This window comes from Priestia megaterium NBRC 15308 = ATCC 14581 (genome assembly GCF_000832985.1).
In the GTDB taxonomy this organism is placed as follows: Bacteria; Bacillota; Bacilli; order Bacillales; family Bacillaceae_H; genus Priestia; species Priestia megaterium.
Genome location: NZ_CP009920.1, coordinates 1,318,152 through 1,340,795, shown reverse-complemented (window position 1 = coordinate 1,340,795; position 22,644 = coordinate 1,318,152). Strand labels below are relative to the sequence as shown.

General features: G+C 38.2%; 33 protein-coding genes. 32 read left to right on the top strand and 1 reads right to left on the bottom strand.

Translation table 11 applies throughout. The features are described from left to right. The first annotated feature begins 6 nt into the window (after window positions 1-6). The 10 genes from BG04_RS07465 to BG04_RS07435 all read left to right on the top strand — a co-directional run bounded on the left by BG04_RS07465 (window position 7) and on the right by BG04_RS07435 (window position 4,012). Window positions 7-444, top strand: a complete 438-nt coding sequence (locus tag BG04_RS07465) for a YopX family protein (protein WP_080743118.1) — start codon at window positions 7-9, stop codon at window positions 442-444. Then, a complete protein-coding gene (locus tag BG04_RS07460; protein WP_034656710.1) occupies window positions 441-821 on the top strand; it encodes a hypothetical protein in 381 nt (126 codons plus the stop codon). The genes BG04_RS07465 and BG04_RS07460 overlap by 4 nt, the downstream gene beginning before the upstream one ends. Continuing rightward, window positions 796-1,005 carry a hypothetical protein gene (locus BG04_RS07455; RefSeq protein ID WP_034656712.1) on the top strand — a complete coding sequence of 70 codons (210 nt, stop codon included), beginning with the start codon at window positions 796-798 and terminating at the stop codon, window positions 1,003-1,005. The genes BG04_RS07460 and BG04_RS07455 overlap by 26 nt, the downstream gene beginning before the upstream one ends. Before the next feature lie 133 nt (window positions 1,006-1,138). Further along, window positions 1,139-1,303, top strand: a complete 165-nt coding sequence (locus tag BG04_RS30560) for a hypothetical protein (RefSeq protein WP_155720773.1) — start codon at window positions 1,139-1,141, stop codon at window positions 1,301-1,303. A 144-nt stretch (window positions 1,304-1,447) separates the two neighbouring features. Beyond that, complete coding sequence (locus BG04_RS29590; protein WP_080743119.1) at window positions 1,448-1,624, top strand: DUF3954 domain-containing protein; 177 nt, start codon at window positions 1,448-1,450, stop codon at window positions 1,622-1,624. After that, window positions 1,624-2,337, top strand: a complete 714-nt coding sequence (locus BG04_RS07450; RefSeq protein WP_034656713.1) for an HNH endonuclease signature motif containing protein — start codon at window positions 1,624-1,626, stop codon at window positions 2,335-2,337. Before BG04_RS29590 ends, BG04_RS07450 begins: the two co-directional genes overlap by 1 nt. An 85-nt stretch (window positions 2,338-2,422) precedes the next feature. Further along, window positions 2,423-2,554, top strand: coding sequence for a hypothetical protein (locus tag BG04_RS31650; protein ID WP_256656506.1), 132 nt, complete (start codon window positions 2,423-2,425; stop codon window positions 2,552-2,554). Further along, window positions 2,554-2,934, top strand: coding sequence for an ArpU family phage packaging/lysis transcriptional regulator (locus BG04_RS07445; RefSeq protein WP_034656714.1), 381 nt, complete (start codon window positions 2,554-2,556; stop codon window positions 2,932-2,934). The genes BG04_RS31650 and BG04_RS07445 overlap by 1 nt, the downstream gene beginning before the upstream one ends. 416 nt (window positions 2,935-3,350) lie before the next feature. Next, window positions 3,351-3,674 carry a hypothetical protein gene (locus tag BG04_RS07440; RefSeq protein ID WP_034656715.1) on the top strand — a complete coding sequence of 108 codons (324 nt, stop codon included), beginning with the start codon at window positions 3,351-3,353 and terminating at the stop codon, window positions 3,672-3,674. Window positions 3,675-3,766: 92 nt separating this feature from the next. Then, the gene (locus BG04_RS07435) at window positions 3,767-4,012 is read left to right on the top strand and encodes a hypothetical protein (protein ID WP_034656716.1); all 246 of its coding nucleotides are present in this window, start codon (window positions 3,767-3,769) and stop codon (window positions 4,010-4,012) included. Between the two features lie 229 nt (window positions 4,013-4,241). On the opposite strand, the gene BG04_RS29585 is transcribed toward BG04_RS07435, so the two are convergent. Beyond that, a complete protein-coding gene (locus tag BG04_RS29585; RefSeq protein ID WP_080743120.1) occupies window positions 4,242-4,418 on the bottom strand; it encodes a DUF2642 domain-containing protein in 177 nt (58 codons plus the stop codon). A gap of 83 nt (window positions 4,419-4,501) precedes the next feature. Here BG04_RS29585 and BG04_RS29070 point away from each other — a divergent pair, with 83 nt between their 5' ends. The 22 genes from BG04_RS29070 (at window position 4,502) to BG04_RS07330 (ending at window position 22,569) form a co-directional block, all read left to right on the top strand. Next, window positions 4,502-5,191 carry a terminase small subunit gene (locus BG04_RS29070; RefSeq protein ID WP_052098011.1) on the top strand — a complete coding sequence of 230 codons (690 nt, stop codon included), beginning with the start codon at window positions 4,502-4,504 and terminating at the stop codon, window positions 5,189-5,191. Continuing rightward, window positions 5,175-6,635: a phage terminase large subunit gene (gene terL, locus BG04_RS07425; protein WP_115648240.1), complete on the top strand. Its 1,461-nt coding sequence runs from the start codon at window positions 5,175-5,177 to the stop codon at window positions 6,633-6,635. Before BG04_RS29070 ends, terL begins: the two co-directional genes overlap by 17 nt. A 4-nt stretch (window positions 6,636-6,639) precedes the next feature. Then, window positions 6,640-7,974: an anti-CBASS protein Acb1 family protein gene (locus BG04_RS07420; RefSeq protein ID WP_034656717.1), complete on the top strand. Its 1,335-nt coding sequence runs from the start codon at window positions 6,640-6,642 to the stop codon at window positions 7,972-7,974. 1 nt (window position 7,975) lies between these two features. Then, window positions 7,976-8,755: a minor capsid protein gene (locus BG04_RS07415; RefSeq protein WP_034656718.1), complete on the top strand. Its 780-nt coding sequence runs from the start codon at window positions 7,976-7,978 to the stop codon at window positions 8,753-8,755. A 5-nt stretch (window positions 8,756-8,760) separates the two neighbouring features. Then, window positions 8,761-8,922 carry a hypothetical protein gene (locus BG04_RS30555; protein ID WP_155720772.1) on the top strand — a complete coding sequence of 54 codons (162 nt, stop codon included), beginning with the start codon at window positions 8,761-8,763 and terminating at the stop codon, window positions 8,920-8,922. A 34-nt stretch (window positions 8,923-8,956) separates the two neighbouring features. Continuing rightward, window positions 8,957-10,039: a DUF2213 domain-containing protein gene (locus tag BG04_RS07410; protein WP_034656720.1), complete on the top strand. Its 1,083-nt coding sequence runs from the start codon at window positions 8,957-8,959 to the stop codon at window positions 10,037-10,039. 33 nt (window positions 10,040-10,072) lie between these two features. Then, window positions 10,073-10,534, top strand: coding sequence for a structural cement protein Gp24 (locus BG04_RS07405; protein WP_052098013.1), 462 nt, complete (start codon window positions 10,073-10,075; stop codon window positions 10,532-10,534). Window positions 10,535-10,563: 29 nt separating this feature from the next. Further along, window positions 10,564-11,463 (top strand): DUF2184 domain-containing protein, encoded by a 900-nt coding sequence (locus BG04_RS07400; protein WP_052098014.1) that lies wholly within the window; start codon window positions 10,564-10,566, stop codon window positions 11,461-11,463. Next, window positions 11,463-11,795 (top strand): hypothetical protein, encoded by a 333-nt coding sequence (locus BG04_RS07395; protein WP_034656722.1) that lies wholly within the window; start codon window positions 11,463-11,465, stop codon window positions 11,793-11,795. Before BG04_RS07400 ends, BG04_RS07395 begins: the two co-directional genes overlap by 1 nt. 14 nt (window positions 11,796-11,809) lie before the next feature. After that, complete coding sequence (locus BG04_RS07390) at window positions 11,810-12,145, top strand: DUF4054 domain-containing protein (protein WP_138976767.1); 336 nt, start codon at window positions 11,810-11,812, stop codon at window positions 12,143-12,145. Window position 12,146: 1 nt separating this feature from the next. After that, a complete protein-coding gene (locus tag BG04_RS07385; protein ID WP_050689177.1) occupies window positions 12,147-12,767 on the top strand; it encodes a hypothetical protein in 621 nt (206 codons plus the stop codon). Then, entirely contained in the window at window positions 12,760-13,125 is a 366-nt protein-coding gene (locus BG04_RS07380; protein WP_034656725.1) for a hypothetical protein, read from the top strand. Before BG04_RS07385 ends, BG04_RS07380 begins: the two co-directional genes overlap by 8 nt. Next, a complete protein-coding gene (locus BG04_RS07375; protein ID WP_034656726.1) occupies window positions 13,106-13,591 on the top strand; it encodes a phage neck terminator protein in 486 nt (161 codons plus the stop codon). Before BG04_RS07380 ends, BG04_RS07375 begins: the two co-directional genes overlap by 20 nt. A 1-nt stretch (window position 13,592) precedes the next feature. Then, a complete protein-coding gene (locus BG04_RS07370) occupies window positions 13,593-14,606 on the top strand; it encodes a DUF3383 family protein (RefSeq protein ID WP_034656727.1) in 1,014 nt (337 codons plus the stop codon). Window positions 14,607-14,621: 15 nt separating this feature from the next. Beyond that, entirely contained in the window at window positions 14,622-15,020 is a 399-nt protein-coding gene (locus BG04_RS07365; RefSeq protein ID WP_034656728.1) for a phage structural protein, read from the top strand. 110 nt (window positions 15,021-15,130) lie between these two features. Then, window positions 15,131-15,415, top strand: a complete 285-nt coding sequence (locus BG04_RS07360) for a hypothetical protein (RefSeq protein ID WP_050689182.1) — start codon at window positions 15,131-15,133, stop codon at window positions 15,413-15,415. 215 nt (window positions 15,416-15,630) lie between these two features. Beyond that, window positions 15,631-20,145 (top strand): aggregation-promoting factor C-terminal-like domain-containing protein, encoded by a 4,515-nt coding sequence (locus tag BG04_RS29065; protein WP_052098015.1) that lies wholly within the window; start codon window positions 15,631-15,633, stop codon window positions 20,143-20,145. A gap of 10 nt (window positions 20,146-20,155) precedes the next feature. Next, on the top strand, window positions 20,156-20,698 hold the full coding sequence (locus tag BG04_RS07350; RefSeq protein ID WP_034656729.1) for a LysM peptidoglycan-binding domain-containing protein: 543 nt from the start codon (window positions 20,156-20,158) through the stop codon (window positions 20,696-20,698). A gap of 14 nt (window positions 20,699-20,712) precedes the next feature. Continuing rightward, entirely contained in the window at window positions 20,713-21,060 is a 348-nt protein-coding gene (locus BG04_RS07345; protein WP_034656730.1) for a phage baseplate plug family protein, read from the top strand. Beyond that, window positions 21,057-21,884, top strand: coding sequence for a phage protein (locus BG04_RS07340; RefSeq protein ID WP_034656731.1), 828 nt, complete (start codon window positions 21,057-21,059; stop codon window positions 21,882-21,884). The genes BG04_RS07345 and BG04_RS07340 overlap by 4 nt, the downstream gene beginning before the upstream one ends. 2 nt (window positions 21,885-21,886) lie before the next feature. Then, window positions 21,887-22,219, top strand: a complete 333-nt coding sequence (locus tag BG04_RS07335) for a hypothetical protein (RefSeq protein WP_034656733.1) — start codon at window positions 21,887-21,889, stop codon at window positions 22,217-22,219. Next, a complete protein-coding gene (locus BG04_RS07330; protein WP_034656734.1) occupies window positions 22,216-22,569 on the top strand; it encodes a DUF2634 domain-containing protein in 354 nt (117 codons plus the stop codon). Before BG04_RS07335 ends, BG04_RS07330 begins: the two co-directional genes overlap by 4 nt. Window positions 22,570-22,644: the final 75 nt, after the last annotated feature.

Below are 22,644 nucleotides of genomic sequence, written 5' to 3'. Positions count from 1 at the left end.
GATAAAATGAGAGAAATTAAATATAAAGCGCTTGTTGTTAAAACACAGCTTGATAACTTAGGTTCTAACATGCACTTAGCTGGTGTTAGTGAATATGAAGAAATGATTAATGTACAAACAATCTCTTTTGATAACGGCAAAGTGGATTACGTGACAGATGAGGATATGGAAGAGTACTCGTTTGCTGATAACAGTTTAAAAGCTGTTGTGCAGTACACAGGCTTAAAAGATAAAAACGGCAAGGAGATTTATGAAGGAGATATCGTTAAGATCAGCGACCATCCTTTTGAAGGATCAATGAAAATTAACGGCAATTATGAGGTGGGTTATAACAAATATATGGAATTATGTTGTGGCAGCTTACTTCTCTTTAGAAATAAACACTATGCAGAAGTGATTGGTAACATCCATGAAAGTCCTCAATTAGTAGGTGAATCAATATGACCTTACAAGACTTAAAGCCTGGTGAACTATTAGAACTTCGAATAGTCGGTTTACATGTTATTTGCAAATTCTTGAGCTATTGTAAAAGACCACAACACATTCATGTTGAAGCTACAAGAGTCATTACTGGCGAGGTTGTAGAAGGTAGTGAGGCTTGTATTCCTATTACAAAATATATGTCTCGCTATGAGCCTCCTAGTGATACGGAAATAATTTTGCCTAGTGAAGAGCAGGAATTAGTTAACAAGCTAATCGAGGATTTAGAAAAGCAGCTGTTCGATTATCACATTAATAAGGCACTTGATACTAGGGATGAGGACAAGTTCTTTGAATTGGTTAGGGGGATGAAGGGTGAAGTACAAGGAAGCACAAGCTGAGTTGCAAAAAGTATTTGATCACCAACAAACAGTTAGTGTTCCAAAGTTAAAACGATTGTTCCAGTCGTTAAACATATCAGTTAAAAAGCCATTAGGAAATTCAAATGAAGAAATATCGTACTTAAAAGGTGAAATATCTAAGCTAAAAAAGGAAAACAAGCGATTGAAAGGGATGAATTCATGACGAATAAATTAAAGCGAAAGAAACGTTTAGGGAAAGCAGTTAAACAACGTACTAGGGCAGTAAAGGCTATTAAATTAGACCGCGCATGGATTAATTTCTGGAATATCAAAACTAAGGAGCTGGAGGCGAGACGGTGAGTAAGCGTGTTAGGTTTAGTATTGTAATTGAAGATCCTCACCAGCTAGAGGTGGGGGCCGGTATAAAACAAGACGGTCTATTCTTAATCGTTACAAAGATAACAAAAGTTGAATTTGTTGCAAGTAGAGCTGTTTTAGTAAGTGGATATGCAACCAAATAAAAAAGACGCTCTGCCAGGAGCGTCTCGTAGAAAAAATAATTTTATAAAAGGTAACCTCATTATACACTACCTTTTATTATTTTTAACCAGGAACATCTTCCCAGCAATCCTATTTGAAATTATAACATGAGGAGGTATTTTCTGGTGAATGAAGATAGAAAATATATCGCTGAAATAGATTTGATGAACAATAAAAAAATGTATGTAGTGAAAGATGGTCAGTTAATTGAACATGATCTACCGGATTACGGAGAAACGTTAGTTATTACCCTTGGCGGTAAAGTCGATAGATTGGAAACAAAGACGAAAAGGAAGGTGTAATGGTGGAAACCAAATTATGCACCGATTGTAAACAAATTAAACAGATTATGTTCTTTTCGAAGAATAGAACTAAAAAAGATGGCCTTGAATCACAATGCAAAGAGTGCAGAAAAGAACGTAAAAGAGAATATAACAGCAGACCAGAAGTTCAAGAAAAGATTAAATCTTATCGGAAAAAGTACCAGGATACGCATAAAGAAAAGCTTCAACTAAAAGAAAAAAAGAGATGGGCTTCTGAAGAACATCGAGCTTATCAAAAACGTTACAGAATCAATAATAGGGAGCGTTTTAGAAAAAGCAACAGAATGTATTCAAAGAAGAATAAACCTGCATTGACTGTTAAATTTCATGTCAATATAGCAAAAGCTAAGGGGCTATTTTCTGAATGGTCAGTAGAAGAATATAAAGAGATGATGGAGCATTTTGACCATAAGTGTGCAATCACTGGCAAGAAAGAAAATTTAGAAATTGACCACTTTATCCCATTATCAACAGGTCATGGAGGTACACATAGCGGAAACCTAGCGCCTTTAAACGCTTCGATAAACCAGTCAAAAGCTTTTCTTAATCCTTTTGAATGGATAAAAGGTAGATCAGATAAGGAAAAAGAAGCTTTCAATAAGTTAGTTAAGTATTTAGCGAACCTTAATAATTTGACTGTATTTGAATTTAAGGTATACGTGTATTGGTGTTTTGATAATAAGAAAACTTAATATTTGCTCTGAGCAAGAACTGCAAGGGCACTGAGTAAGCAATAGCTTATTTGGTGTCCTTTTTATTTTATAAGGGGGCATTACGGTGAAAGTTAAAGTAGAAAAGGATTATTGCAAACTTTGTGTATGGCAGCAAAATGGTTTATGTATGTTCCAGCGTTGTGTAAAAGGATATGGATTTGTAGCAGATAAGCCAATTCAAAAGGAGGTTAAATGATGGTAGCTGAACAATTAACCTTACTTGAACCAGTAGATGAAAAATTAGTACGAAAAATCGTAATTAAAGAGTTAAAAGAATATAGAGCTCTAAAGGTCCAGGTGGAAAATAAAGAAGAGTGCGAACGTACAGGTCTGGAATTATTCCCATCTATTCGTAATTCTCGTCACATTAATGAATTAAAAGTTAAACAAATTGATAGGGCATTAAAAAACAGCTTGGATCAAGAAGAGCTCTTAATCATCGAAAAGGCATATCTTACATCAAAACGAACGAAAGATATTGAAATTTATCTCGAAATTGGAGTGAAAAAAGATACGTATTATGCAATGAGAAACAGAGCTTTGAATCGTATAGCTACAGCACTTGGAATAATCTAAGTGCTTTTTCCTTTTTCAGAAAAAACACCGAAAAAAATCAGAAAAAAGAGGGACAAAATAGGGGACTATTTATTTTTCCATCAAAGGTAAGATTTTCTTATAAGCGATAGCGCTTATGGGAAACGTACCAGTCCCTTATAACGGGTATACTCGGGTGTATCGAATGACTATGAAGGTTGCCGGCTGAATTTACGGGGGAACAACTGGAGTCTAGCTGTATTGCGTACGATAGCCACGGGGTAGTGAAGTGTGCAAGTCCTTCACGAAACTACTGTCTGTCGATTTGTACAGCAACCGTTACTACAATCCTGGCCTCCTCCCGGGTGATTGATAAAGAACGGGTTTAATTTTATTAAGCAATTAGCATAAGGAGATGTTAAATTTACCTTAATATATATGATGTGGAGTGATGTGAAGTGAAAATTAAACAAATGAAAAGTGGTATGTATGCAAAGACGAAGTACAGCGAGGTAAACAAAAATAAAGCTTATGCTAATGCAACAAACCCACAGCCTAGAGCTGATTGGGCATTAGGTATGTTACTTGCTAATGGATATGCTATTATGAACAGCTTTTATATCAATGAGATTCAAAAGCTAATCCGCTCTTTAAGGGAGCTGGGTGTCGAATACACCATGAAAACCATTGAAGGTAAACAAGAATACACAAACGGTGAAAAGAAATGGAAAGACTTTTTCTATGAATTCACTACAGTTTACTTTGAAGATGATCGAGAATAAAACATACAACGTCATTCATTGATTTGAATGGTTTATTTTAATAAAGATTAAGCATCCTTTCGAGGGTGCTTTTTTATTTGGAGGGAAAATCGATGACAAAAGAAGAAAAATTAAAAATGTTGAAAAAAGCAGTTGAAATGGGCGCAGATATCGAAATTAACTTTTCTAAAGATGATACAACAAGAGCAAGTGCGGAAAGTTTAGCTAAAGAGTTTGCACCTTTATTTGATAAACCTTATTACCATGAGAACCATGATGGATTCAATTGGTTCAAGCTAGAGGAATTAGAGGGCGATGAACAAGAAGCAGCATTTGAACTTACTGTGTTCCATGATTAATATCTGGAGGGGTTATATTGGAGTTAATATATGAACATCCTTTTCTAACAACATGGTTTGTCGTGTTGTTTTTCTTTTGTGCTTCTGCAATTGTTTCAATGATAAAAGAGAAAAAGTAAGTTGAACTTATAGTTAACCTATAAAAGTGAACCAAAGTTGAACTAAACACAAAAAGGTGCTGAAAAACAGTACCTTTTTGTATACGATATGTACTTGGAATTTGATGTTATTAAGCAGTAGTAATATATTCGATATTTTCTACTGGTAAGAAAAAGGTTTTACCCCCACACTCTAACTCTATTACTCTTAATTCTGGGTCGATGCTTTTTAAGATTCCTTTGTAGCTTGTCTGTTGTGTTTGTACAGCGATTTGCTTATTAAGATGCTTAGATAGTCCAGTTAACATGCTATCACTCCTATAAGATTATTAAAAATTTCCAAGTAGCAATGATAATAATATCACAAATGTGGGAGGTAGGTGCTATGTAAATGTCTAAATTAAGCTTTAAACAAGAGTTATTTATAGAAGAATATCTTATATCATTTAACGCCACCCAGTCGGCTATTAAAGCTGGATATAGTGAACGTACGGCATCAGTAACAGGGGCGAAGCTGCTAAGAAATGCTAAGGTTGCTAAAAAAATTGATGCTGAGATGAAGCGATTGCGCGAAAGAATGTCGGAGGATAGCAATAAGGTCTACGCTGAATTGTGGAAGCAGTTAGATGCTATTGATAAGAAGATAGCAGATCATGAGCAAGCTGTTGAACAAATAGACACACTTGAGCGAGATAATAATGATATTCTTCCCGAAATTCAGGAACTTAACGAGCAAATATCTACACTTAATCAAAGGAAAAGAGAAGCTTCTAAGAAAGAGAATGCGACTCTTGTTTCTAAGTTAGAAGAAGATATTGAGGTTCTTGAACAAGAGCTAAAGCCTTTGAAAAAAGATAAAGATGCTCGATACCGTGAAATAGAGCGATTATATAAGTATCTAATCAAACCAGCCGCATGGGAAAAAATCATGTCTATGAGAAAAAGTATATTGCATGACATACTTGATCGTGGAGGTTATAAATCAACAGATAAACTTGAAGTGAGTGGAAATGTAAAAAGCACTCTTGATTTGTCCAGCCTCTCTATTGAGGAGTTGAGAAGCCTTGCAAAAGATAAGTGAGGAACAACGTAAGATCATCGCTCAACTTGCTCAAGAAGAATTGGCAAGACGCTCGTATAAAGATTATGTTGAATATGTCCATCACGGGCAATATAAGCATTTCAGGCATACTGAACTAATATGCAATGAACTCCAGCCTATTGTTGATGGTGAACAGCGTTTTATTATTATTGAAATGCCCCCACGACACGGTAAATCCATGACGGTTACAGAAACGTTCCCGTCTTTTTTTATTGCCAAAAATCCAAATAAGCGTGTTATAACAGCTGCTTATTCTGATGGGTTAGCAACCAAGTTTGGTCGAGTGAACAGAAATAAATTTAAAGAGTTTGCTCCTGCTTTATTTAATATACGAATATCAGACTCTAACTCTGCTACTAAAAACTGGGGAGTCGAAGGGCATACAGGCGGCATGATCGCAACTGGTATTGGGGGTTCTATTACCGGTCAAGGTGCTGACTTAATGATTATCGATGACCCTATCAAGAATGCTAAAGAAGCTGCTTCTCAAACGATTCGAGATAACATATGGGATGAGTGGGAAAGTACATTGTCTACTCGTTTACATAATGGGGCATCTGTTATTGTCATTATGACTAGATGGCATGAAGATGACATTATTGGCCGCTTATTGGATAGAAGTCCACGTAACTGGGTTAGGCTGCGTTTACCTGCTATTGCAGAGGATGAAGATGATCTACTTGGTCGTGAAATTGGCGAGGCGTTATGTCCAGAATTAGGGTTTGATGAACAGTGGGCAGAGGATAAAAAGTCTGAAGTTGGTTCACGTACCTGGGCATCTTTATTCCAGCAACGTCCATCACCTGCAGGTGGTAGCATCTTTAGTAAACATTGGTGGAAGTTCTATGTGCCTACTGAAGAAATAAGAGCTAAATTAAAGCTTCCTAAAGAAGTAGCTGTTCTTCCTAAAATGTTAGATAAACAGGTTCAATCATGGGACTGTACGTTTAAAGATAGCAGTGCTTCTGACTTTGTTGTTGGGCAAGTATGGGGCAAGCGACAGGCTAACTCTTATCTACTTGATCAAATACGTGATCGTTTGAATCTACCTGAAACAATGAAAGCTATTCGTAACATGACAGCTAAGTGGCCGAACGCTAAAGCAAAATACGTTGAGGATAAAGCGAATGGTCCTGCTGTTATTCAAATGCTACAGGATGAAATCAGTGGATTAATTCCTGTTAATCCGGAAGGTGGAAAAGAAGTACGCGCCAATGCTGTTTCTCCAGAAGTAGAATCAGGCAACGTGTACTTACCACATCCGTTATATGCGCCTTGGATTAATGAACTGATTGATGAAGCAACAGCATTCCCGAATGGTAAGCATGATGATATGGTCGATAGTTTAACGCAAGCGTTAGTTAAGTTACAAGGATCTAAGGGAAATCCTTTAGACCGCTATAAGAAATTAATGGGGAGGTGAGTAGATGAGTGTAATTGAGCAAGCAAAGCAGTTTCGTAATGATTTCATGCAAGCACCTGGAAAGGGAAATAGCAGGGATGCATTAACTCGACAAACACCAGGGCTAAGACGTGTATTAACTAATCAAGATTTAACACGTTTATATGCAGATAATCGTATTATTCAAAACGTCATTGATATTCCTGCAGAAGATATGACGCGCAGCTGGTTCACTTTACGAATGAAAGATGAAAAGTTACAGCGCGATATTATGAGCAAGCTTGCTGATCTTAATGCCAGAGAAGCTTTTAAGAAGATGCGTTCATATGAGCGATTACGGGGTGATGGCTTTATTTCTTTAGGTGTTACCCAAAAGAATCCATTCGAACTAAGCGATCCTATAGAGGAAAAAGAATTAATGCGTATTGATTATATCCATGCATTCAGTGGCATGAAGGTATACGAATTTTTATTGAATGAAGATATGTTCCATCCTAAGTATGGCCAAGTGGAGTCGTTCCAGTTAAACCGTCGTTCTCGCGTTGGGCAAGAAATTGCAGGACCTACTCAAGATCGTGTACATGCTTCTCGTGTTATCCATGACCAGACAAGAAGGCTGGAGGACGAATACAGAGGGCAACCATTATTGGAACCCTTATATGACATCATCACAGTTCTTGATACGTCCCTTTGGTCAGTTGGTCAGATGCTATATGACTTTACTTTCAAGGTCTATAAATCAGCTGATATTGAGGGGATGGGCAAAGAAGATAAACGAGAATTAAGTACACTGATGGATTTTATGTTTCGAACTGAAGCTCTTGCTCTTATCGGAAAAGATGAGGAGTTAACGAAACAGAGTACTGTCACCACAGGTATTAAGGATTTACTTGATTATGTATGGGATATGCTTGCAGGTGCAGCACGAATGCCTAAAACAGTTATTAAAGGGCAGGAAGCAGGGACAATTGCGGGAGCTCAGTATGATGTCATGAACTATTATTCTCGTATTGCAGCACAGCAAGAGAATGAATTAAAGCCCCATATTGAGCGTCTTATTCGCTTATTATTGCTATGTTCTGATGAATTAGGGGGCACTATCAACCCTGACTCAGTAGAATGGGAGATCAAGTTTAATCCATTGTGGAATGTTGACTCAAAAACAGATGCTGAGATTCGTAAATTAACTGCTGAAACAGATAACATTTACATCGTCAATGGTGTTCATACATCTGACGATGTACGAGAAGCACGCTTTGGTCAATTCGGTTTAACGAATGAAACTAAGTACAGTGGTGACGATGCTGATTGGGAACGAATGGCTAAAGAAGTTTACACAGCTTATAAGGAGAGTCAGTGATATGGCTAGGATAATTCCTCCTACACGTTTCCCTGACAGCGTAGCAGTCTCATACAGCCGTTCTATTAACAAACTAATATCTGAGTTAGGTAAAATTACTTTAAGCGTCTATGACGAGCAAATAACACCTCAGATTAAGTTGCAAAAGAGTAGGGATGACAATTCTCTCTACAAGTTAGATGCTCCACTCGATGTTATTCAACGAGCTGTGGATGTAATCAAAGGATTATCACTAGGTATTTTTAATTCGAGTGTAGTCCAGGAAACAGCCAGTAAGTTTGTTAACTCTCTGAACTTATTTAATAAAAATAATATTAGCAACCAAGGCAAGGTGAAGGGAATTGACCCCACCGTTAGTGAGCCTTGGTTAGAGTCGTTTATGAAAACATCAATAAGCGAGAATGCCAGCTATATTACTAACATTAAGGATGGGTACCTGGCTAACATTGAGAGCATCATTTATCAAGGTGTGAAGAATGGCAGTAGCGCAAAAAAGGTGAGAGATCAGTTAGTTGAACGCGTGGGGATGTCCAGGAAGCGAGCTGAATTTATTGCTGTTGATCAAACAGGTTCTATACTCGGTCAAATGACTGCAAAACGTCATAAGCAAATGGGTGTATCGAAGTTCAAATGGCTAACATCCAATGACGAAAAGGTGCGAAAAACACACAGAGATTTGAGTAATAAAGTTTTCTCTTATGCAGATCCACCAAGCGTGGGTTTACCAGGTGAAGATTACCGATGTCGTTGTGTTGCTATTCCTGTATTCGATGAGGAGTGATTGTATTGGATAAAAAGGACAGTAGAAATCTTGAATCTATTGCGAAATCACTAGATAGTATTGATAAATCTTTAAAAAAGCTAGTACAAAACACCATTCCACCAAAGGATGAAAATGAAGAAGTTAATACAGGAATTGACCCGCACAAGTTCTTGCATGAAGGATAGGGCTATTTTTATATCTGGAAGGGGGTGATAATGTGTGAAGCACGAGCGTTATGATCGTACATTTATAAAAGACTATAACGAAACAAATGAAGGGTACCTGACTGTTCGAGCACCTATTACTCGCCCAGGAGTATTCCCATACATGCGACAAGATGGCTCGGTACAACTTGAAGCTAAGCTTCCTGAAGAAATTTTCAGTGACCGTACTATGTTTTCAGCGCATGCAAAACCTGTAACAGATGATCATCCTAATGAGCCTGTTACTTTGCAGAACTATAACACGTATTCCAAGGGATTAACTCACAATGACGCGAGAGTAGAAGATTTTAAACTCTATATCTCATTTACTGTGACGGATGCTGGATTAATTCAAAAGATTAAGGACGGTAAACGTGAGATTAGCCTTGGTTTTTTAGCCGATGTGGTACCAGAAAAGGGTACATATGACGGCAAACAATATGATTTTGTTCAACGAAATACTGAAGTCAATCATGTTGCGATTGTTGATGAAGGGCGTGTGGGTCCAGAAGTATCCATTCGTGGTGATTCAGCAGCCTATCAAATTGATTCAAGCGAAGGAAAAGGAGATGTTAATATGGCCAAATATACAATTGATGGCAAGGAGTATGAAGTAGATTCAACTGTTAAATCTTTTTTGGATGCACAGCAAGCACGCTTAGATACGGCTAACCTAAAAGCAAAGGACTTTGATACATTACAAGGTCGCTATGATGCACTAGAAGTGAAGTACCAAAATGCTGAGAAGGGTTTAAAACAAGCAAAGGAAAACAATTTATCTGCTGATGAACTAGATGCAAAAGTACAATCTCGCGTTGAGTTAATCAGTGGTGCAACAACATTCCTTGGTGATTCTTTTGATTTTAAAGGCAAATCAGAGCGTGAAATCAAAGAAGCAGTTATTCAAAAAGCAAAACCTGACTTTAAAGGCGACGGTAAATCAGATGATTATATTGACGCCTTTTTTGATGCAACTTTAGGTCGTGCCAAGCAAGAGGGTTTTTCGTCAACAGGCAATAATCACATGTTTACTGGTGACGGTAGTTCATCTAATAAGCAGATTGAAGAGATGAAAAATAAACGCCTAAACATGAAATAAAACATCAAAATATGAAAATAGGAGGCTATATAGATGGCTATTACAAGTTATGACAAATATATGCCAGCAGCAGGCGGTAAAGGTAAGCTTGCCAATTATCAAGATTATAGTGCAGATACAAAAGCAGCAGCTGAAGATATTCCTTACGGAGTTGCTGTTCAATTAGGCACAGATGGAGAAACTATTACACGCGTTAAAGCAGGCGGTAAACCTTATGGTGTTTCATTAGCTCAAGAAATTCATGATTGGGTATTGAAAGCTGATGATCAAAAATATTTAAAATATGATCCTGTTGCTGCAGTTCGTAAGGGTGTTATTTGGGTGCAGGTTGATGAAGATGTAGTAATTGGTGATGGAGTAGTTGTAGATCCTACTACAAGTAATTTCCGTCCAGCTGATACAGCAACCTCTGGAGTCATTGCCTTTCCTTCAGCAGCGTTCAAGTCAAGCGCTCAAGCAGGTGGCTTAGTACAGATTGAAATTAATTTACCTTAAAAACTAGTAAGAATGAGGAGTGAACAAGAATGTCCCAATATAGAGCAGACGGTGTTATTCGTCCGATTGATTTAGAGTCCATTGATAATAAGATTTATGAAGCAAAGAAAGAGGAGCTAAAAGCTCGTACCATTTTCAATGTGAAGACTGATGTACCTGCTGGGGCGGAAACATACAGCTATGACGTTATCAAGCGTTCTGGTGCTGCTAAAGTATTAGCTCCAGGTGCAGAGGATATTCCATTAGTAGACGCTGACATGGAGCGCCATACAGAAAAAATCTATTCTGTTGCTGCTGCTTTCCGGGTGTCTGTTCAGGAATTACGTCAGGCACAAATGGCAGGTCAACCTATCGAAACAACAAAGGCTGATACAGCACGTAAAGCCATTGCTGAAAAAGAGAATCGCATTGTATGGATCGGTGATGCTAAACACAATATTCTTGGTGTGACAAATGCAGAAGGAATCCAAACGATTGCAATTGATCAAAACAAAGCTGGTACTTCAACAAAGTGGGCTGATAAAACAGGCAAAGAAATCGTATCTGATTTACGTAAAGCTCGTTCTGCAGTTAATCGTTTACCTGGACACAATGCAGATACACTTGTTGTTACCCCTGACATGATGGAAGAGCTCGAAAAAGAGTACAACGAATATACAAATCAGACAGTTCTTCAATACTTACGTAGCCAAAATTGGTTCAGTCGTATTGAATTTACATCTGATATTAAGGGGCAAGGTCAAGGCGATACCGATTGTTTCTTAGTATTCGATAGCTCACCAGATGTAGTTGAAGTCCTTATTCCAATGGACATTATGCGTCATCCAGAAGAATACAAGTTCCCTAACTATAAAATCCCGTTAGAAGAGCGTACAGGCGGTGCGATTGTGCGTTATCCAATGGCAATTGTACGAGGAGATGGTGCTTGATGTTAGTACAAAACAAAGGTAAATACGTTCGTCATGCAGCTGGTGTCATGTTAGTTCCTGGAGCAAATCAGCTTTCTCCTACTGATTGGAAGAAGTTCAGCGCACATCCTTTAATAAAAGAGTTAGTGGAAGACGAAGAGATTGTAGCTCATGAATCTGCTAAAACAACTAAGGATTTGAACGCAAATGAAGCAATTGAGTTAGTGAAAGACACGTTCTCACTTTCTTTATTAGAAGAGTGGAAAGCTACAGAAAAGCGTAGCACTGTCCTTGCTGCTATCACTGAACAAAGTAACTTAATTGTAAATGGTTCAGGAGAAGAAACGGAATAAGGTAGGTGATTGATTTGAAAACAACACCTGAAATCATTCAAAAGACTGCTGAACATTTAGCTAGTATGTCTCCAGACGTGCTGGAAATCTTTATTGATGACGCAACCCTTGAGGTAGAGAATCTAGATGTGTCAGAGGACAACAAACAGCGCTTAATTCGCTATTATGCCACTCATTTGGCAACAATAAAGGCTCAAACAGTAAAAAGAAAGAAGTTAGACGTTATGGAGACTGAATATAACGTCTCAAATACTGCTGTAGGGCTTGAATCTACACCATATGGGCAAGAATATTCGAGACTCTTAAAAAAGCTTACAAAGCGAAATAGTATCAATCTAACGGTGATTTAACATGGCTAGACAGAAGGGCTTTGTAAAAATGACTGTTAAAAACGATAATTTCGATAAGTTAATCAAAGCTTTAGAGGATCTTGACAAATACTCAGTAGAAGTTGGCATCTTTGCCTCTGACGATTCGTTCTATGCCATGATTGCAAACGTGCATGAATATGGAATAACCATTAAGCCTAAGAAGCAGTTTCTAACTATCCCCACAAAAGAGGCGGATGGCCGTAAAGCTTCAGATATTCCAGGTTTATTTAAGCCGAAAGGTAAAAATATATTGGCTATTCAAGATGGTGACAATTTAAAAGTCATGTTCATTCTTGTTAAGAGCGTCACCATTCCGGAACGCTCTTTTGTACGTTCAACATTTGATGAAAAGAATGATGAATGGGTGCAGTTTATGGAGCGATTAATCGATAAGGTGCTAGCATTTGAAATTGATGCAAAGACTTTATTTGAGCGAGTCGGGGCAAAGGCAGCTGCTGATATTCAAGAGAAGATTACTACCTTACGTTCTCCTGGGAATAGTCCTATCACTATGGAGAATAAAGGCTCATCCAATCCTTTAATTGACACTGGTGGCCTTCGTGCCCGTGTAACTTGGAGGGTGGTAGAAAGAAATGCCTGAGATTATTAGTTTTAAAGAAATGGTTGTGGAAAATGGTGTTCCTTTTGTGGCAATTGTTGAACAAGAGGGTGGTTATTACGACGATGCAGGGGATTGGGTACCTGGTGGAAGTCCTCAGCCCGAAAATAGATTCGGTGTTATTCTTCCTTTATCAGGAGATGACCTTCGTTATTCAGAGAGTGGCACTTATAGCGTAAAAGACCGTAAAGTTTATACAATCGAAGCTCTTAATCCAGGACAGAAAATCGAATATAAAGGCATCCCTTACACTGTACAGAACTTTAAGGACTTCACAGATTATACGGATGTCTTTATTTATTTAGCAAGGTGGGCAGGTCATGAACATAGCAACCATTAAAGAAATGATTGCTCAAATAAAAAAAGATACTGGGCTACAAATTATTAAAGGAAATACAATAAATCCTGCTCCTCCCTTACCTTACGGCGTTTATAATATTACGTCACCATACATTAAAGGCAGAGGACAAGGGGCTGTTGTAGAGTATATTGAAGACGATACAGCTTTTCAAAAGCGTATTGAACAGTATAAGTACACTATATCGTTTAGCTTCTATGCTGAAGATGTTGAAACCACGATGGAGAAGGCTTTTCAAGTCCACCAGTGGTTTTTATTTTTGGGTCAAGAATTCATAGAAGAAAAGAATATAGCCATTGCGATGCTAGGGAACATTGAAGATCGCACTACATTTCTCGTTGAACATTATGAATACAAACACGGTTTCGATGTGCAGTTTAGAGCAACGAATGAACAAATTCGTCAGCTAAGTGAATTCATTGAAACTATTAATTTAGGAGGTTTATAGAATGCCATTACAAGATGTAACTGTAAGCATTGAGCTAAGAAAGCCATCCGGCTTAATTGGACTTGGCAAGCCACTCATTATAGCTGAAAAAGCAGGAGCGAGTACATTTAAAACATATAGCAGCATCGATACTGTAAAACCGGACTTTGCTGAAACAACAGAGGTCTACAAGAAGGCAGCTGCTATTTTTGCTCAAGATCATCGTCCAGCTACTTTAGCTATTGCCACATATGATCCAGCTGCAACAGATACAGATCCTAAAACAGCTGCAGAAGCTATTGCCAAGTATTATGATCACGATTGGTTCTTCTTGTTAACTGCAGATATTGAGTTAACAGATGAAGTGGCTATTGCTGATTATGTGGAAGGTAAGAAATTCAAAATGTATGTGGTAAAAACAACTGATGCAGCAAGCCGCAATGCATTTAAGGTGAAAGATTATGATTATGTGATTGACTTTTACCATCCAACAGCAGATGAACAGGCCGATGCAGCATTAGTTGGTGAATTAGGAAGCCAAGATGTTGGTTCTATTTCATGGAAGTTCAAGTCATTAACAGGTATCACTGTTCTTGATATAAATGCAGACGAACTAGCAGCTATTCATGAAGATGGTGCTATTGCTTATGTGAAGAAGGCTGGCATTAATCAAACAAGCGAAGGTATCACCGTAAGTGGTGAGTACATTGACGTCATGCATGGGAAGTCATGGGTTAAAACCAACATGGAAAACAGTGTCCAATCCGCCTTTGCTAACAATGGAAAAGTTTCATTTGATAGTCGAGGCATTGCGTTGTTCGATAGTGCAGCAACGACTGTTCTTCAACAAGCATTTGCTCAAGGTATTATTGCAGCAGATGAGGATGATAACCCTATCTATACAGTTACAACAGTACCACGTAGTGAAACATTACCTGCAGATCGTGCAAGTCGTGTTTATAATGGTCTATCATTTTCGTTTGAATTAGCTGGAGCTATTCACTCGGCTGAAATAAAAGGTGAAATTTTAGTTTAAAGGAGCTGAACAAATATGACACGTACGTATGATCCAAAGTATGCATCTGCAATTGTAGATAGTGTTTTTATGACTGGCTATGATGAAGGATCGTTCATCCAAGCTGAAAAAGATGAGGATTTCTTCTCAACGAAAGTTAGTGCTCAGGGAGAAGCTATTATTTCTGAGAGTAATAACACGTTAGGAACTATTACCCTAACACTTTCTCAAACATCACCTTCGTATCCTTATTTGATGAAAAAGGCAAAGCAAAAGAAGCCGTTCCCTATATGGGTTAACTATAATAACGGCACAACAAAAGAAAAGGCTGGTGGAACACAGGCTCGTATTGTTAAAACCCCTTCTAAGGAGTTTGATACCGAAGTAGGTGGCCGTGAATTCCAGTTTAAAGTATTTGACTATACAGAAGAGTGATTTGATTGAAACGTTCTAGACGTAATCCAAATAACAAAAAAACAAATGAATTGAGGCAGTCCAATAGGGCTGCTTCTTTATATTTACATTACAAAGGAGAGATTTTTAAAATGGCTAAAATCGGTTCTCAAAAAAAGGTAACAGTTGAAGGCGTAGAATACACATTGCAATTCCCAGGGCATCGAGAACAAGTAAGAATTCAAGATCGTTGCACAACTGACAGAGGTACTTTTTCTAGTGAAAAAATGGCAGAAGAGTTATTTAAACATGTCATTGTAGATCCAAAAGTAGATTGGGAGTACTTTGACGGCAATGAAGATAAGGGCATTGAACCTAAAGATGGATTTAACGAGTTATTTACAGAGGCTTCTACCTTTCTTCGAGACGGAAAGTAAGGGTAAACCTCAGAACGTCGTAAAAAAAGAAGTAGAGGATAATTGGGATTTTTGGAGGCCCGTTGCAGAAGGAATGATTAGTCTCACAGAGGCTTACCAAATGTCCCCTTACCAGCTTCAGCAAGCAAATGAGGCTCTTAACAAATTAATTAAGCAAAAGAATGACGCTAATAAAGTGAAGTAACTAAAAATAATTCGAAGAAAGGAGGGAAAATATGAGCATTCGTGATTTGGATGTAAGAATTCAGCCTAGTGTTAATTTAGCACCTGTTATTGAATTGAATCGTTACATGAATGATACTGTACGTGCTTTTCAGCAAACAGATAATGCTACTCGTGAGTGGCGTGACTCTATGAATCGTATGAACCAGCAGATGAATCAAACAGGTCGACAAACTAATCAAACAAATAGGGCGTTTGGTCAGTCTAATCAACAAATGCAACAAATGGCTCAACATACAAATCGGGCTACACAAGAAATGCGGCAAATGAGTAACCAAATGAATTCCACTTATCGATCTACTCAGCGAATGATTGATGAATCTCAAGCTCTTAATAATCAGTTAGGGCGCCAAAGTGACGTTATTCGCGCCTTAGCGAGTACTGCCGGAACAAGTGCTACTCAGTTAGCCCATGATTGGCAAGCGATGAGTAATGAAATGCGTAGGTCTATGATCAACAACCATAATGACATGTTGAAATACCGTCAGCAAATCATGAAGACAGAGCATGACATGTACAAGCTCGGTTCTCAAATGGGTAATTACACAGGTAGTACTAATGATTTTATGAATGAGATTCGGAGACTAGGAAAAGAACATAAGAAGTCTACCGATCAAATGATTAATAACAATGTGGCCATGCGTCAAAGTATCATTCAACAAGTAGCTACTATGTCAGCTATGAGTGGTCAAAGTGAGAAAATAGCGAAGAACTATGACCGCATGGGTAATTCGTTGTTGAAAGTTAACAACCCATTACTTTCAGTTACTTCTAATTTGTCACGCTTAGCAAGGGAAAGTAGTGCAGCTTCTTTAGCTCTTCAAATGCTTGGGCCTAACGCTAGTATGAAAGAGCTCCAAGATATGATTGGCATGATCACACAAGGTGTTATGCGTATGCAGTCTGTAGCAATGGTTACCTCTGTTGCATGGGCTGGATTTACAGCTATTTTAGCGAATGCAGCAAAAGGACCCGACGTCGGAGAGAATTTAGCTGCTCAAGCTGAAGCATGGGCTAAATACGAACAAGAGGTCAAAAAGAGAACACATGAAATTGTTACGACTTGGGGATTTTTTGACAAAGCTACCGCATTTCATACTAGTCCAGAACGTATTATAAATAACTTAAATTCACAAGTTAAGATATTTGAAAGCTGGAATAAAAATATGCAAACCCTCGTGAAAAGAGGGGTAGATCAAGGCATGATAGCTGAATTGCGAAGTTTAGGTCCTAAAACAGAAGGACAAATTAGAGCAATGGCTAATGCTTCTGATGCGGAATTAGCAAAAATTCAAGACCTGTGGAGAAGAAGAATGGGAGCTGCGCGAACAGCAGCTACTACAGAGCTTGAAAAGTTAAAACAGGAAACACAATTAAAGGTCAAAGGATTACAGGATTCTTTAACACCACTTGGTACGTCCTTATATGAATTTAAAAACACCTGGGCTGAGGCTGTTGGTCCATTTGTTGAATTTTGGGGTAAGTTAGCTGCTAAAGTTGTTGATGCAGGAACTGCCATTGGAAAATTTGTTAATAAACTTAACGAAATTAACCCGTGGATCACTAAGCTTGCTGGAATGTTTCTATACTTAGTTGCTACATTTGCTCTTATTTTAACTCCTCTTGCAGCAGGTATAGGTTATATCATGGGCTTAAAAGCAGCATTTGCAGCAGCGTGGGTGTTTATTGGTCCATTAGTGGAAGGTCTAGCTGCTATGATGGGTACTGTAGTGCTAGTTTCCGCCGCCGTTATCGCCCTTGGTGCAGCACTTTACTTATTGTGGACACGCTCTGAAACATTCAGAAATGCAGTTATCAGTGGGTGGACTGCTATAAAAAATAAGGCGCTTGAAGTATGGGGGTTTTTGAAGCCTTATATTAATCAAGCGATGTCTGCAGTAACTACTTTTGTTCACGCAAAATTAGTACAATTACAAGCGTTCTGGGACAATAACGGTCAGCAAGTTTTACAAGCAGTTAAAAACATATGGGGAGCAATTAGCCCTTTCATAAGCACAGTCATGAATACAATATGGTCTATTATGCAATTCATATGGCCTCTCGTTTTGATGTTAATTAAGTCGGTATGGGGCAATATCAAAGGCATAATAAACGGTGCTTTAAACGTCATTATGGGTGCTGTAAAAGTATTCTCAGGTTTATTTACTGGAGACTTCAGTAAAATGTGGGAAGGCTTAAAACAGATGTTCTTTGGGGCCATCCAGGTAGTATGGAACTATATTAACCTAATGATGTTTGGTCGTATCCTAAGTGCAGGTAAGCTTTTCTTCTCGGGTTTCCGTAGCGTATTTGTTAGTTTGTGGCAAGGTCTAGTTTCGCTCTTTAAAGCCAGTGTTACAAATGTGAAAAATACGGTCCAATATGGATTTACAGCTATGAAGTTGCTAGGTCAAAATATCATGACTGGATTTAAGAATGCAGTAGTTGGCATTTGGACTTCACTGTTTGGTGGAATTAAAGGGATGCTAGGACGAATAGGTTCATCTATTAAGTCAGCCTGGACCACAGCTCGTTCTGAAACGAAGCAACTTTTCGGAATGATTAAAGATGATGTTGAAGGTGTCTTTAAGGGAGTTGTAAAAGCTGCTAAGGAGTTACCAGGAAAAATAGGCTCTGGTATCTCAGGTATGGCTGGAAAAGTCACTGGTGGAATCGAGGCTCTTACTTCCAAAGTATTTGGCGGATTTAAGAAAATGATCAATGGTGCCACTGGTGGTCTAAACTGGATCATGAAGAAGATCGGTGCAGATTTTTATATAGATCCGTGGGTACCTAAATATGCAACTGGTACAGGATATCATCCTGGTGGACCTGCAATTCTTGGTGATGGTGGCATGAAAGAGTTATATGTCACTCCTAGTGGTGCAATGGGGATGTCACCAGCAACTGATACATTATTGAATTTACCTCAAGGTACTAAAGTGTTTTCTGGTCCTCAAACTCAACAGTTAATGCAATCTGGTATGATACCAGCTTATGATAAAGGAAATGTAGGTAACGGTAACTCCTTTAAGAGTGTAGCATCAGACCTGTGGGAAGGAACTAAAAATGTTGCTGGAGCTGCAAAAGATAAGGCTGTTGGAGCAGGAAAAGCTGTTAAGGATACAGCTGTTGCTGGCGCTAATAAAGTAAAAGACCTTTCGCTTGATGTTTGGTCATATGTTTCAGAACCATCTAAGCTGCTTAAAAAGGTATTTGCTAGCTTTGTCCCTAAACCACCTGCCATCAGTGAAGTGTTTAATAAAGTCTTTCCTGCTTCTATAACAAAGATTAAAGATAACGCTTTAGGTTTTGTTAAGAAGAAGATGGAAGAGTTCTCTTTCCTAGGTGGAGATGCATCTGGCACAGGTATTGGGAGTTATTATTTAGGAAGTCCTTTCCGTATTACAACAAACTTTACACCAAACGGTAATAAGAACGATAGAGTCCATAAAGGCGGAGTTCATCATGGTTTGGATCTAGCCGCACCACAGGGGACACCAATTAAATCTCTAACAGATGGTATTGTTAAACAAGTCCTTATAGGATCGAGCACTGCGGGTAATGGCGTTCGTATTCAAAGTGGTTCAGACTTATTATCTTATATCCATATGATGAGTGCTCCTCTTGTTAAACAGGGGCAAAAAGTCAAAGAGGGGCAAGTAATTGGTCGAGTTGGTTCAACTGGATTCTCCACAGGACCACACTTAGACTTGAAAATTAAGCGTAATGGCGCTTACATCAATCCGTTAACCTACTTGCAAGGAAAAGCTGGTGAAAGTGGTTCTTATGGCGCTGCACCAAAAGGAAATCTTGCACAATGGATTGCTGCAGGTATGGCGAGGGCCGGTGTATCTGGCGATGCATGGAAGACAGGTCTAAACTGGATTATCCAAAAAGAATCAAGTGGTAATCCTAGAGCAGTTGGCGCTCCAACATCTGATGGTACAGCAAAAGGGCTAATGCAGTTAAAACACTTTAACTACAAAGGTGATCCATTTAACCCTTCTAATAACATCTATTGGGGTATCAAATACATCCAAGATCGTTATAAGAGTATTGGTGGTGCATTAAGATGGTGGAAAAGCCATAACTGGTATGCAAATGGTACAAATTCTCATACCGGAGGTAATGCTGTTCTTGGTGATGGTGGATTAAATGAGCCCTTCATGCTTCCGAATGGACAAATGGGGCTTAGTCCAAATCGAGCTACTCTATTCCCTAACCTACCTACTGGAACTAAGGTATGGCCTAGTATTTTAGATTTCTTCAAGAAAACAACTAGTAATGTGCCTAGTAATCCAGGGGAAAGCTCTGAATCTGCTGCTCCTTCTTTTGCTGTTGGAGACACAGGTTCTAGTCAGATTAACATCGAGTTTAGTCCGGTCATAACCATTACTGGTGGCGGTAAAGAAGGCGAAAAGAGTGTAAGAGAACAAATTGATGAAGCGTTAGCGGAACAGTACAAGAAGTTCCAAGAGGTTCTTATTAATTCAGGTTTAGTATAGGAGGGTGAAAATGGCGCGTTTAGGAAACATCAAGTTGTTAATTGAAAAAGAAGATGATTCTGCTTCGGTTGATGCTACATCTTATCCTGTAGAACAAGGTATCCCTATGACAGATCATGTTGAACAAAAGCCGGATGAGTTTTCACTCTCCGGCGTTTTAAATGGAGATTCTTATGAATCTGATTACGAATACCTTAAGAAATGTATGAAAAATGGTACGATTCTAACCTATACCGGTCGTAATATTGCTAAAAACGTTATTATTTTGGATCTAAGTGGCTCTGTAGATTCAAATAATGCTAACGGCAAAGATATCTCTATTAAGTTGCGACAAATGCGGATTGCCTCTACACCGTGGGTGAAAGTAAAAAACAGTGGCAAGAAAAAGCCTGTTAGCAACAAACCTACAGGCGCTGTTTATCATGTCACTAAGAAAGGCGATACTTACTGGGATATGTGGCAGAAATACGGCACAAGTATTGCACAGCTAAGGAAATATAATGGGTACCCTGACCGTAGGATTCCCATTGGTGTCAAACTAAGGGTGAAATAGATTGAGGTGAGAACATGCGTGATTACATTCCCATTAATAAGAATAGTTTACCTGAGCGATTTGAAATAGAACTTGCTGCAGATACATTTGTGATGGAGGTTAATTATAATCAAACATGCAATTTTTTTACAGTGGATTTGTATAGTGTAGATAATGAGGCCATTATTTTAGGTGAAAAGCTTGTATTAAATGTACCACTTTGGCATGATTCTGTTGATCGACGACTGCCAGCACCGTCATTAGTGGTTTTAGATGAATCTAACCAAACCAAGCGCATTACCTTTGATAATTTTATGGTGACAACATTTTTATTTATTGATGACATTGCACCTGATGAAGATTTAAGTGAGGTAAGTGTATGAGTAATGAATTGTTTGGAAGAGTGATTAAGGTCCACATTGAAGGGGACTACAAAGCTGATTTTTCTAATGACAATTTTCATATTGAGTTTGAAGTTCCTTTTGATGATGATTCAACACCCAATGAAGTTACAGTTAAACTCTACAATCTCTCCAGTACTTCTATTAATCATATAAAAAAGGACAACACTTTGATATTGCAGGCAGGCTACAAATCAGACTATGGTATTCTTTCGCAAGGTAAGATATCAAGAGTTTTGACTAGTCGAGATGGTGTAGATAAAATCACAACTATCTATATGACAGAAGGACAAGATTACTCAGGTGTAAAGGTAACAGCCTCTACAAGTACAGATAAAAAATCTCTAAAGATTGCGTTCAGTAAAAACACGAAGGCAGATACTATCATTCGCAAGTTAGTGGGTGCATTAGGTATACGTCTTGGAGAAATGAAATTGCCTAAGAATCCAGCTTATAAAAGTGGATATACAGTAACAGGGAACATATTAAATAACCTTTTAGAAGTTGTAAAAGATTGTGGTGCAGCTCTTTATTATCGAAGAGGTACATTGGTTATTCGTTCAATTAAAGAAGGTACAGACGAGCGCTTTAATTTAGAGGAGGCAACTGGACTATTAGGTTCCCCTGACCCTTTTGAAGAAGATGATTTAAAAGGATACACAGTTAATTGTTTGCTGCAGCATCGTATTTCAACAGCTTCTATCATTCAAATTAAAAGTAAGACTGCAAATGGTCAGTATCGTGCTAAAAAAGGAAAGCATACAGCTAGTGGTTCTGACTTCAAAACAGAAGTGCAGGTGATCTAATAATGGCTAATGATACGAATTTCTTTTTAAACTTTGCTCAAGCAATTAAGTCGAGCATTCATGTAGCAGCTCCTGCTAGGGTTACAGCCGTACATGGGAATACAGCCGATATTAAGCCTCTATTTAAAGAAAACGGGGAAGAACACGCACTAGTATTAGACGCTCATATCCTTGATCATGTTGAATATAACAGCCCTCTAGCAGTGGGTGATATTGTATATGTTAGTTTTGCTGATTATGCATTAGATTACTTAGGTGATGAGCCTTTTGATCCGCAATTTTCCAGAATGCATAGCATGAATGATGCAGTTATTGTTGGGAGGTTTAAGGTATGATTTCACCAAAACTTGAAAATGGTGATTTAGTTATGAAGGATGGAAATTTAATAATGATATCAGGTGATGAAGAACTCATTCAATCCGTTCAATCCATATTAAGGACACGGAAAGGTGAGTTCTTTTTAGATCCTGATTATGGTTTATCTTATGATAATTTATTGAGCAAAGGTGCTAGTGAAGCAGAGATAAGAGACGACATTATTGAAGCTCTTTCTAAAGATGACCGCATAGGGGCTGTAACGAATATTTCTTTTGTTAAAGAAGGACGTACCCTTAAAATATCGTTAACTATTCAAAAACAAGACGAAACAGAATTAACCATCGACGAGGTGGGGTTAAATGCTTGATAAAACAGGATTTAAACGTAAGACATATCAAGATCTAAAGGCAGATTTAGAAACTAAATTTAAAGAGAAATTCGG

Bases quoted from the DNA above. Each gene is read 5' to 3' on its own strand.
- BG04_RS07375 (WP_034656726.1), top strand. From the start codon at position 13,106: ATGAACATAGCAACCATTAAAGAAATGATTGCTCAAATAAAAAAAGAT.
- BG04_RS07360 (WP_050689182.1), top strand. From the start codon at position 15,131: ATGGCTAAAATCGGTTCTCAAAAAAAGGTAACAGTTGAAGGCGTAGAA.
- BG04_RS07370 (WP_034656727.1), top strand. From the start codon at position 13,593: ATGCCATTACAAGATGTAACTGTAAGCATTGAGCTAAGAAAGCCATCC.
- BG04_RS07445 (WP_034656714.1), top strand. From the start codon at position 2,554: ATGGTAGCTGAACAATTAACCTTACTTGAACCAGTAGATGAAAAATTA.
- BG04_RS07395 (WP_034656722.1), top strand. From the start codon at position 11,463: ATGTTAGTACAAAACAAAGGTAAATACGTTCGTCATGCAGCTGGTGTC.
- BG04_RS07385 (WP_050689177.1), top strand. From the start codon at position 12,147: ATGGCTAGACAGAAGGGCTTTGTAAAAATGACTGTTAAAAACGATAAT.
- BG04_RS07435 (WP_034656716.1), top strand. From the start codon at position 3,767: ATGACAAAAGAAGAAAAATTAAAAATGTTGAAAAAAGCAGTTGAAATG.
- BG04_RS07405 (WP_052098013.1), top strand. From the start codon at position 10,073: ATGGCTATTACAAGTTATGACAAATATATGCCAGCAGCAGGCGGTAAA.
- BG04_RS29065 (WP_052098015.1), top strand. From the start codon at position 15,631: ATGAGCATTCGTGATTTGGATGTAAGAATTCAGCCTAGTGTTAATTTA.
- BG04_RS07350 (WP_034656729.1), top strand. From the start codon at position 20,156: ATGGCGCGTTTAGGAAACATCAAGTTGTTAATTGAAAAAGAAGATGAT.
- BG04_RS07465 (WP_080743118.1), top strand. From the start codon at position 7: ATGAGAGAAATTAAATATAAAGCGCTTGTTGTTAAAACACAGCTTGAT.
- BG04_RS07415 (WP_034656718.1), top strand. From the start codon at position 7,976: ATGGCTAGGATAATTCCTCCTACACGTTTCCCTGACAGCGTAGCAGTC.
- BG04_RS07340 (WP_034656731.1), top strand. From the start codon at position 21,057: ATGAGTAATGAATTGTTTGGAAGAGTGATTAAGGTCCACATTGAAGGG.
- BG04_RS07420 (WP_034656717.1), top strand. From the start codon at position 6,640: ATGAGTGTAATTGAGCAAGCAAAGCAGTTTCGTAATGATTTCATGCAA.
- BG04_RS29585 (WP_080743120.1), bottom strand. From the start codon at position 4,418: ATGTTAACTGGACTATCTAAGCATCTTAATAAGCAAATCGCTGTACAA.
- BG04_RS07330 (WP_034656734.1), top strand. From the start codon at position 22,216: ATGATTTCACCAAAACTTGAAAATGGTGATTTAGTTATGAAGGATGGA.
- BG04_RS07450 (WP_034656713.1), top strand. From the start codon at position 1,624: ATGGTGGAAACCAAATTATGCACCGATTGTAAACAAATTAAACAGATT.
- BG04_RS07345 (WP_034656730.1), top strand. From the start codon at position 20,713: ATGCGTGATTACATTCCCATTAATAAGAATAGTTTACCTGAGCGATTT.
- BG04_RS07380 (WP_034656725.1), top strand. From the start codon at position 12,760: ATGCCTGAGATTATTAGTTTTAAAGAAATGGTTGTGGAAAATGGTGTT.
- BG04_RS07400 (WP_052098014.1), top strand. From the start codon at position 10,564: ATGTCCCAATATAGAGCAGACGGTGTTATTCGTCCGATTGATTTAGAG.
- BG04_RS29070 (WP_052098011.1), top strand. From the start codon at position 4,502: ATGTCTAAATTAAGCTTTAAACAAGAGTTATTTATAGAAGAATATCTT.
- BG04_RS07460 (WP_034656710.1), top strand. From the start codon at position 441: ATGACCTTACAAGACTTAAAGCCTGGTGAACTATTAGAACTTCGAATA.
- BG04_RS07365 (WP_034656728.1), top strand. From the start codon at position 14,622: ATGACACGTACGTATGATCCAAAGTATGCATCTGCAATTGTAGATAGT.
- BG04_RS07335 (WP_034656733.1), top strand. From the start codon at position 21,887: ATGGCTAATGATACGAATTTCTTTTTAAACTTTGCTCAAGCAATTAAG.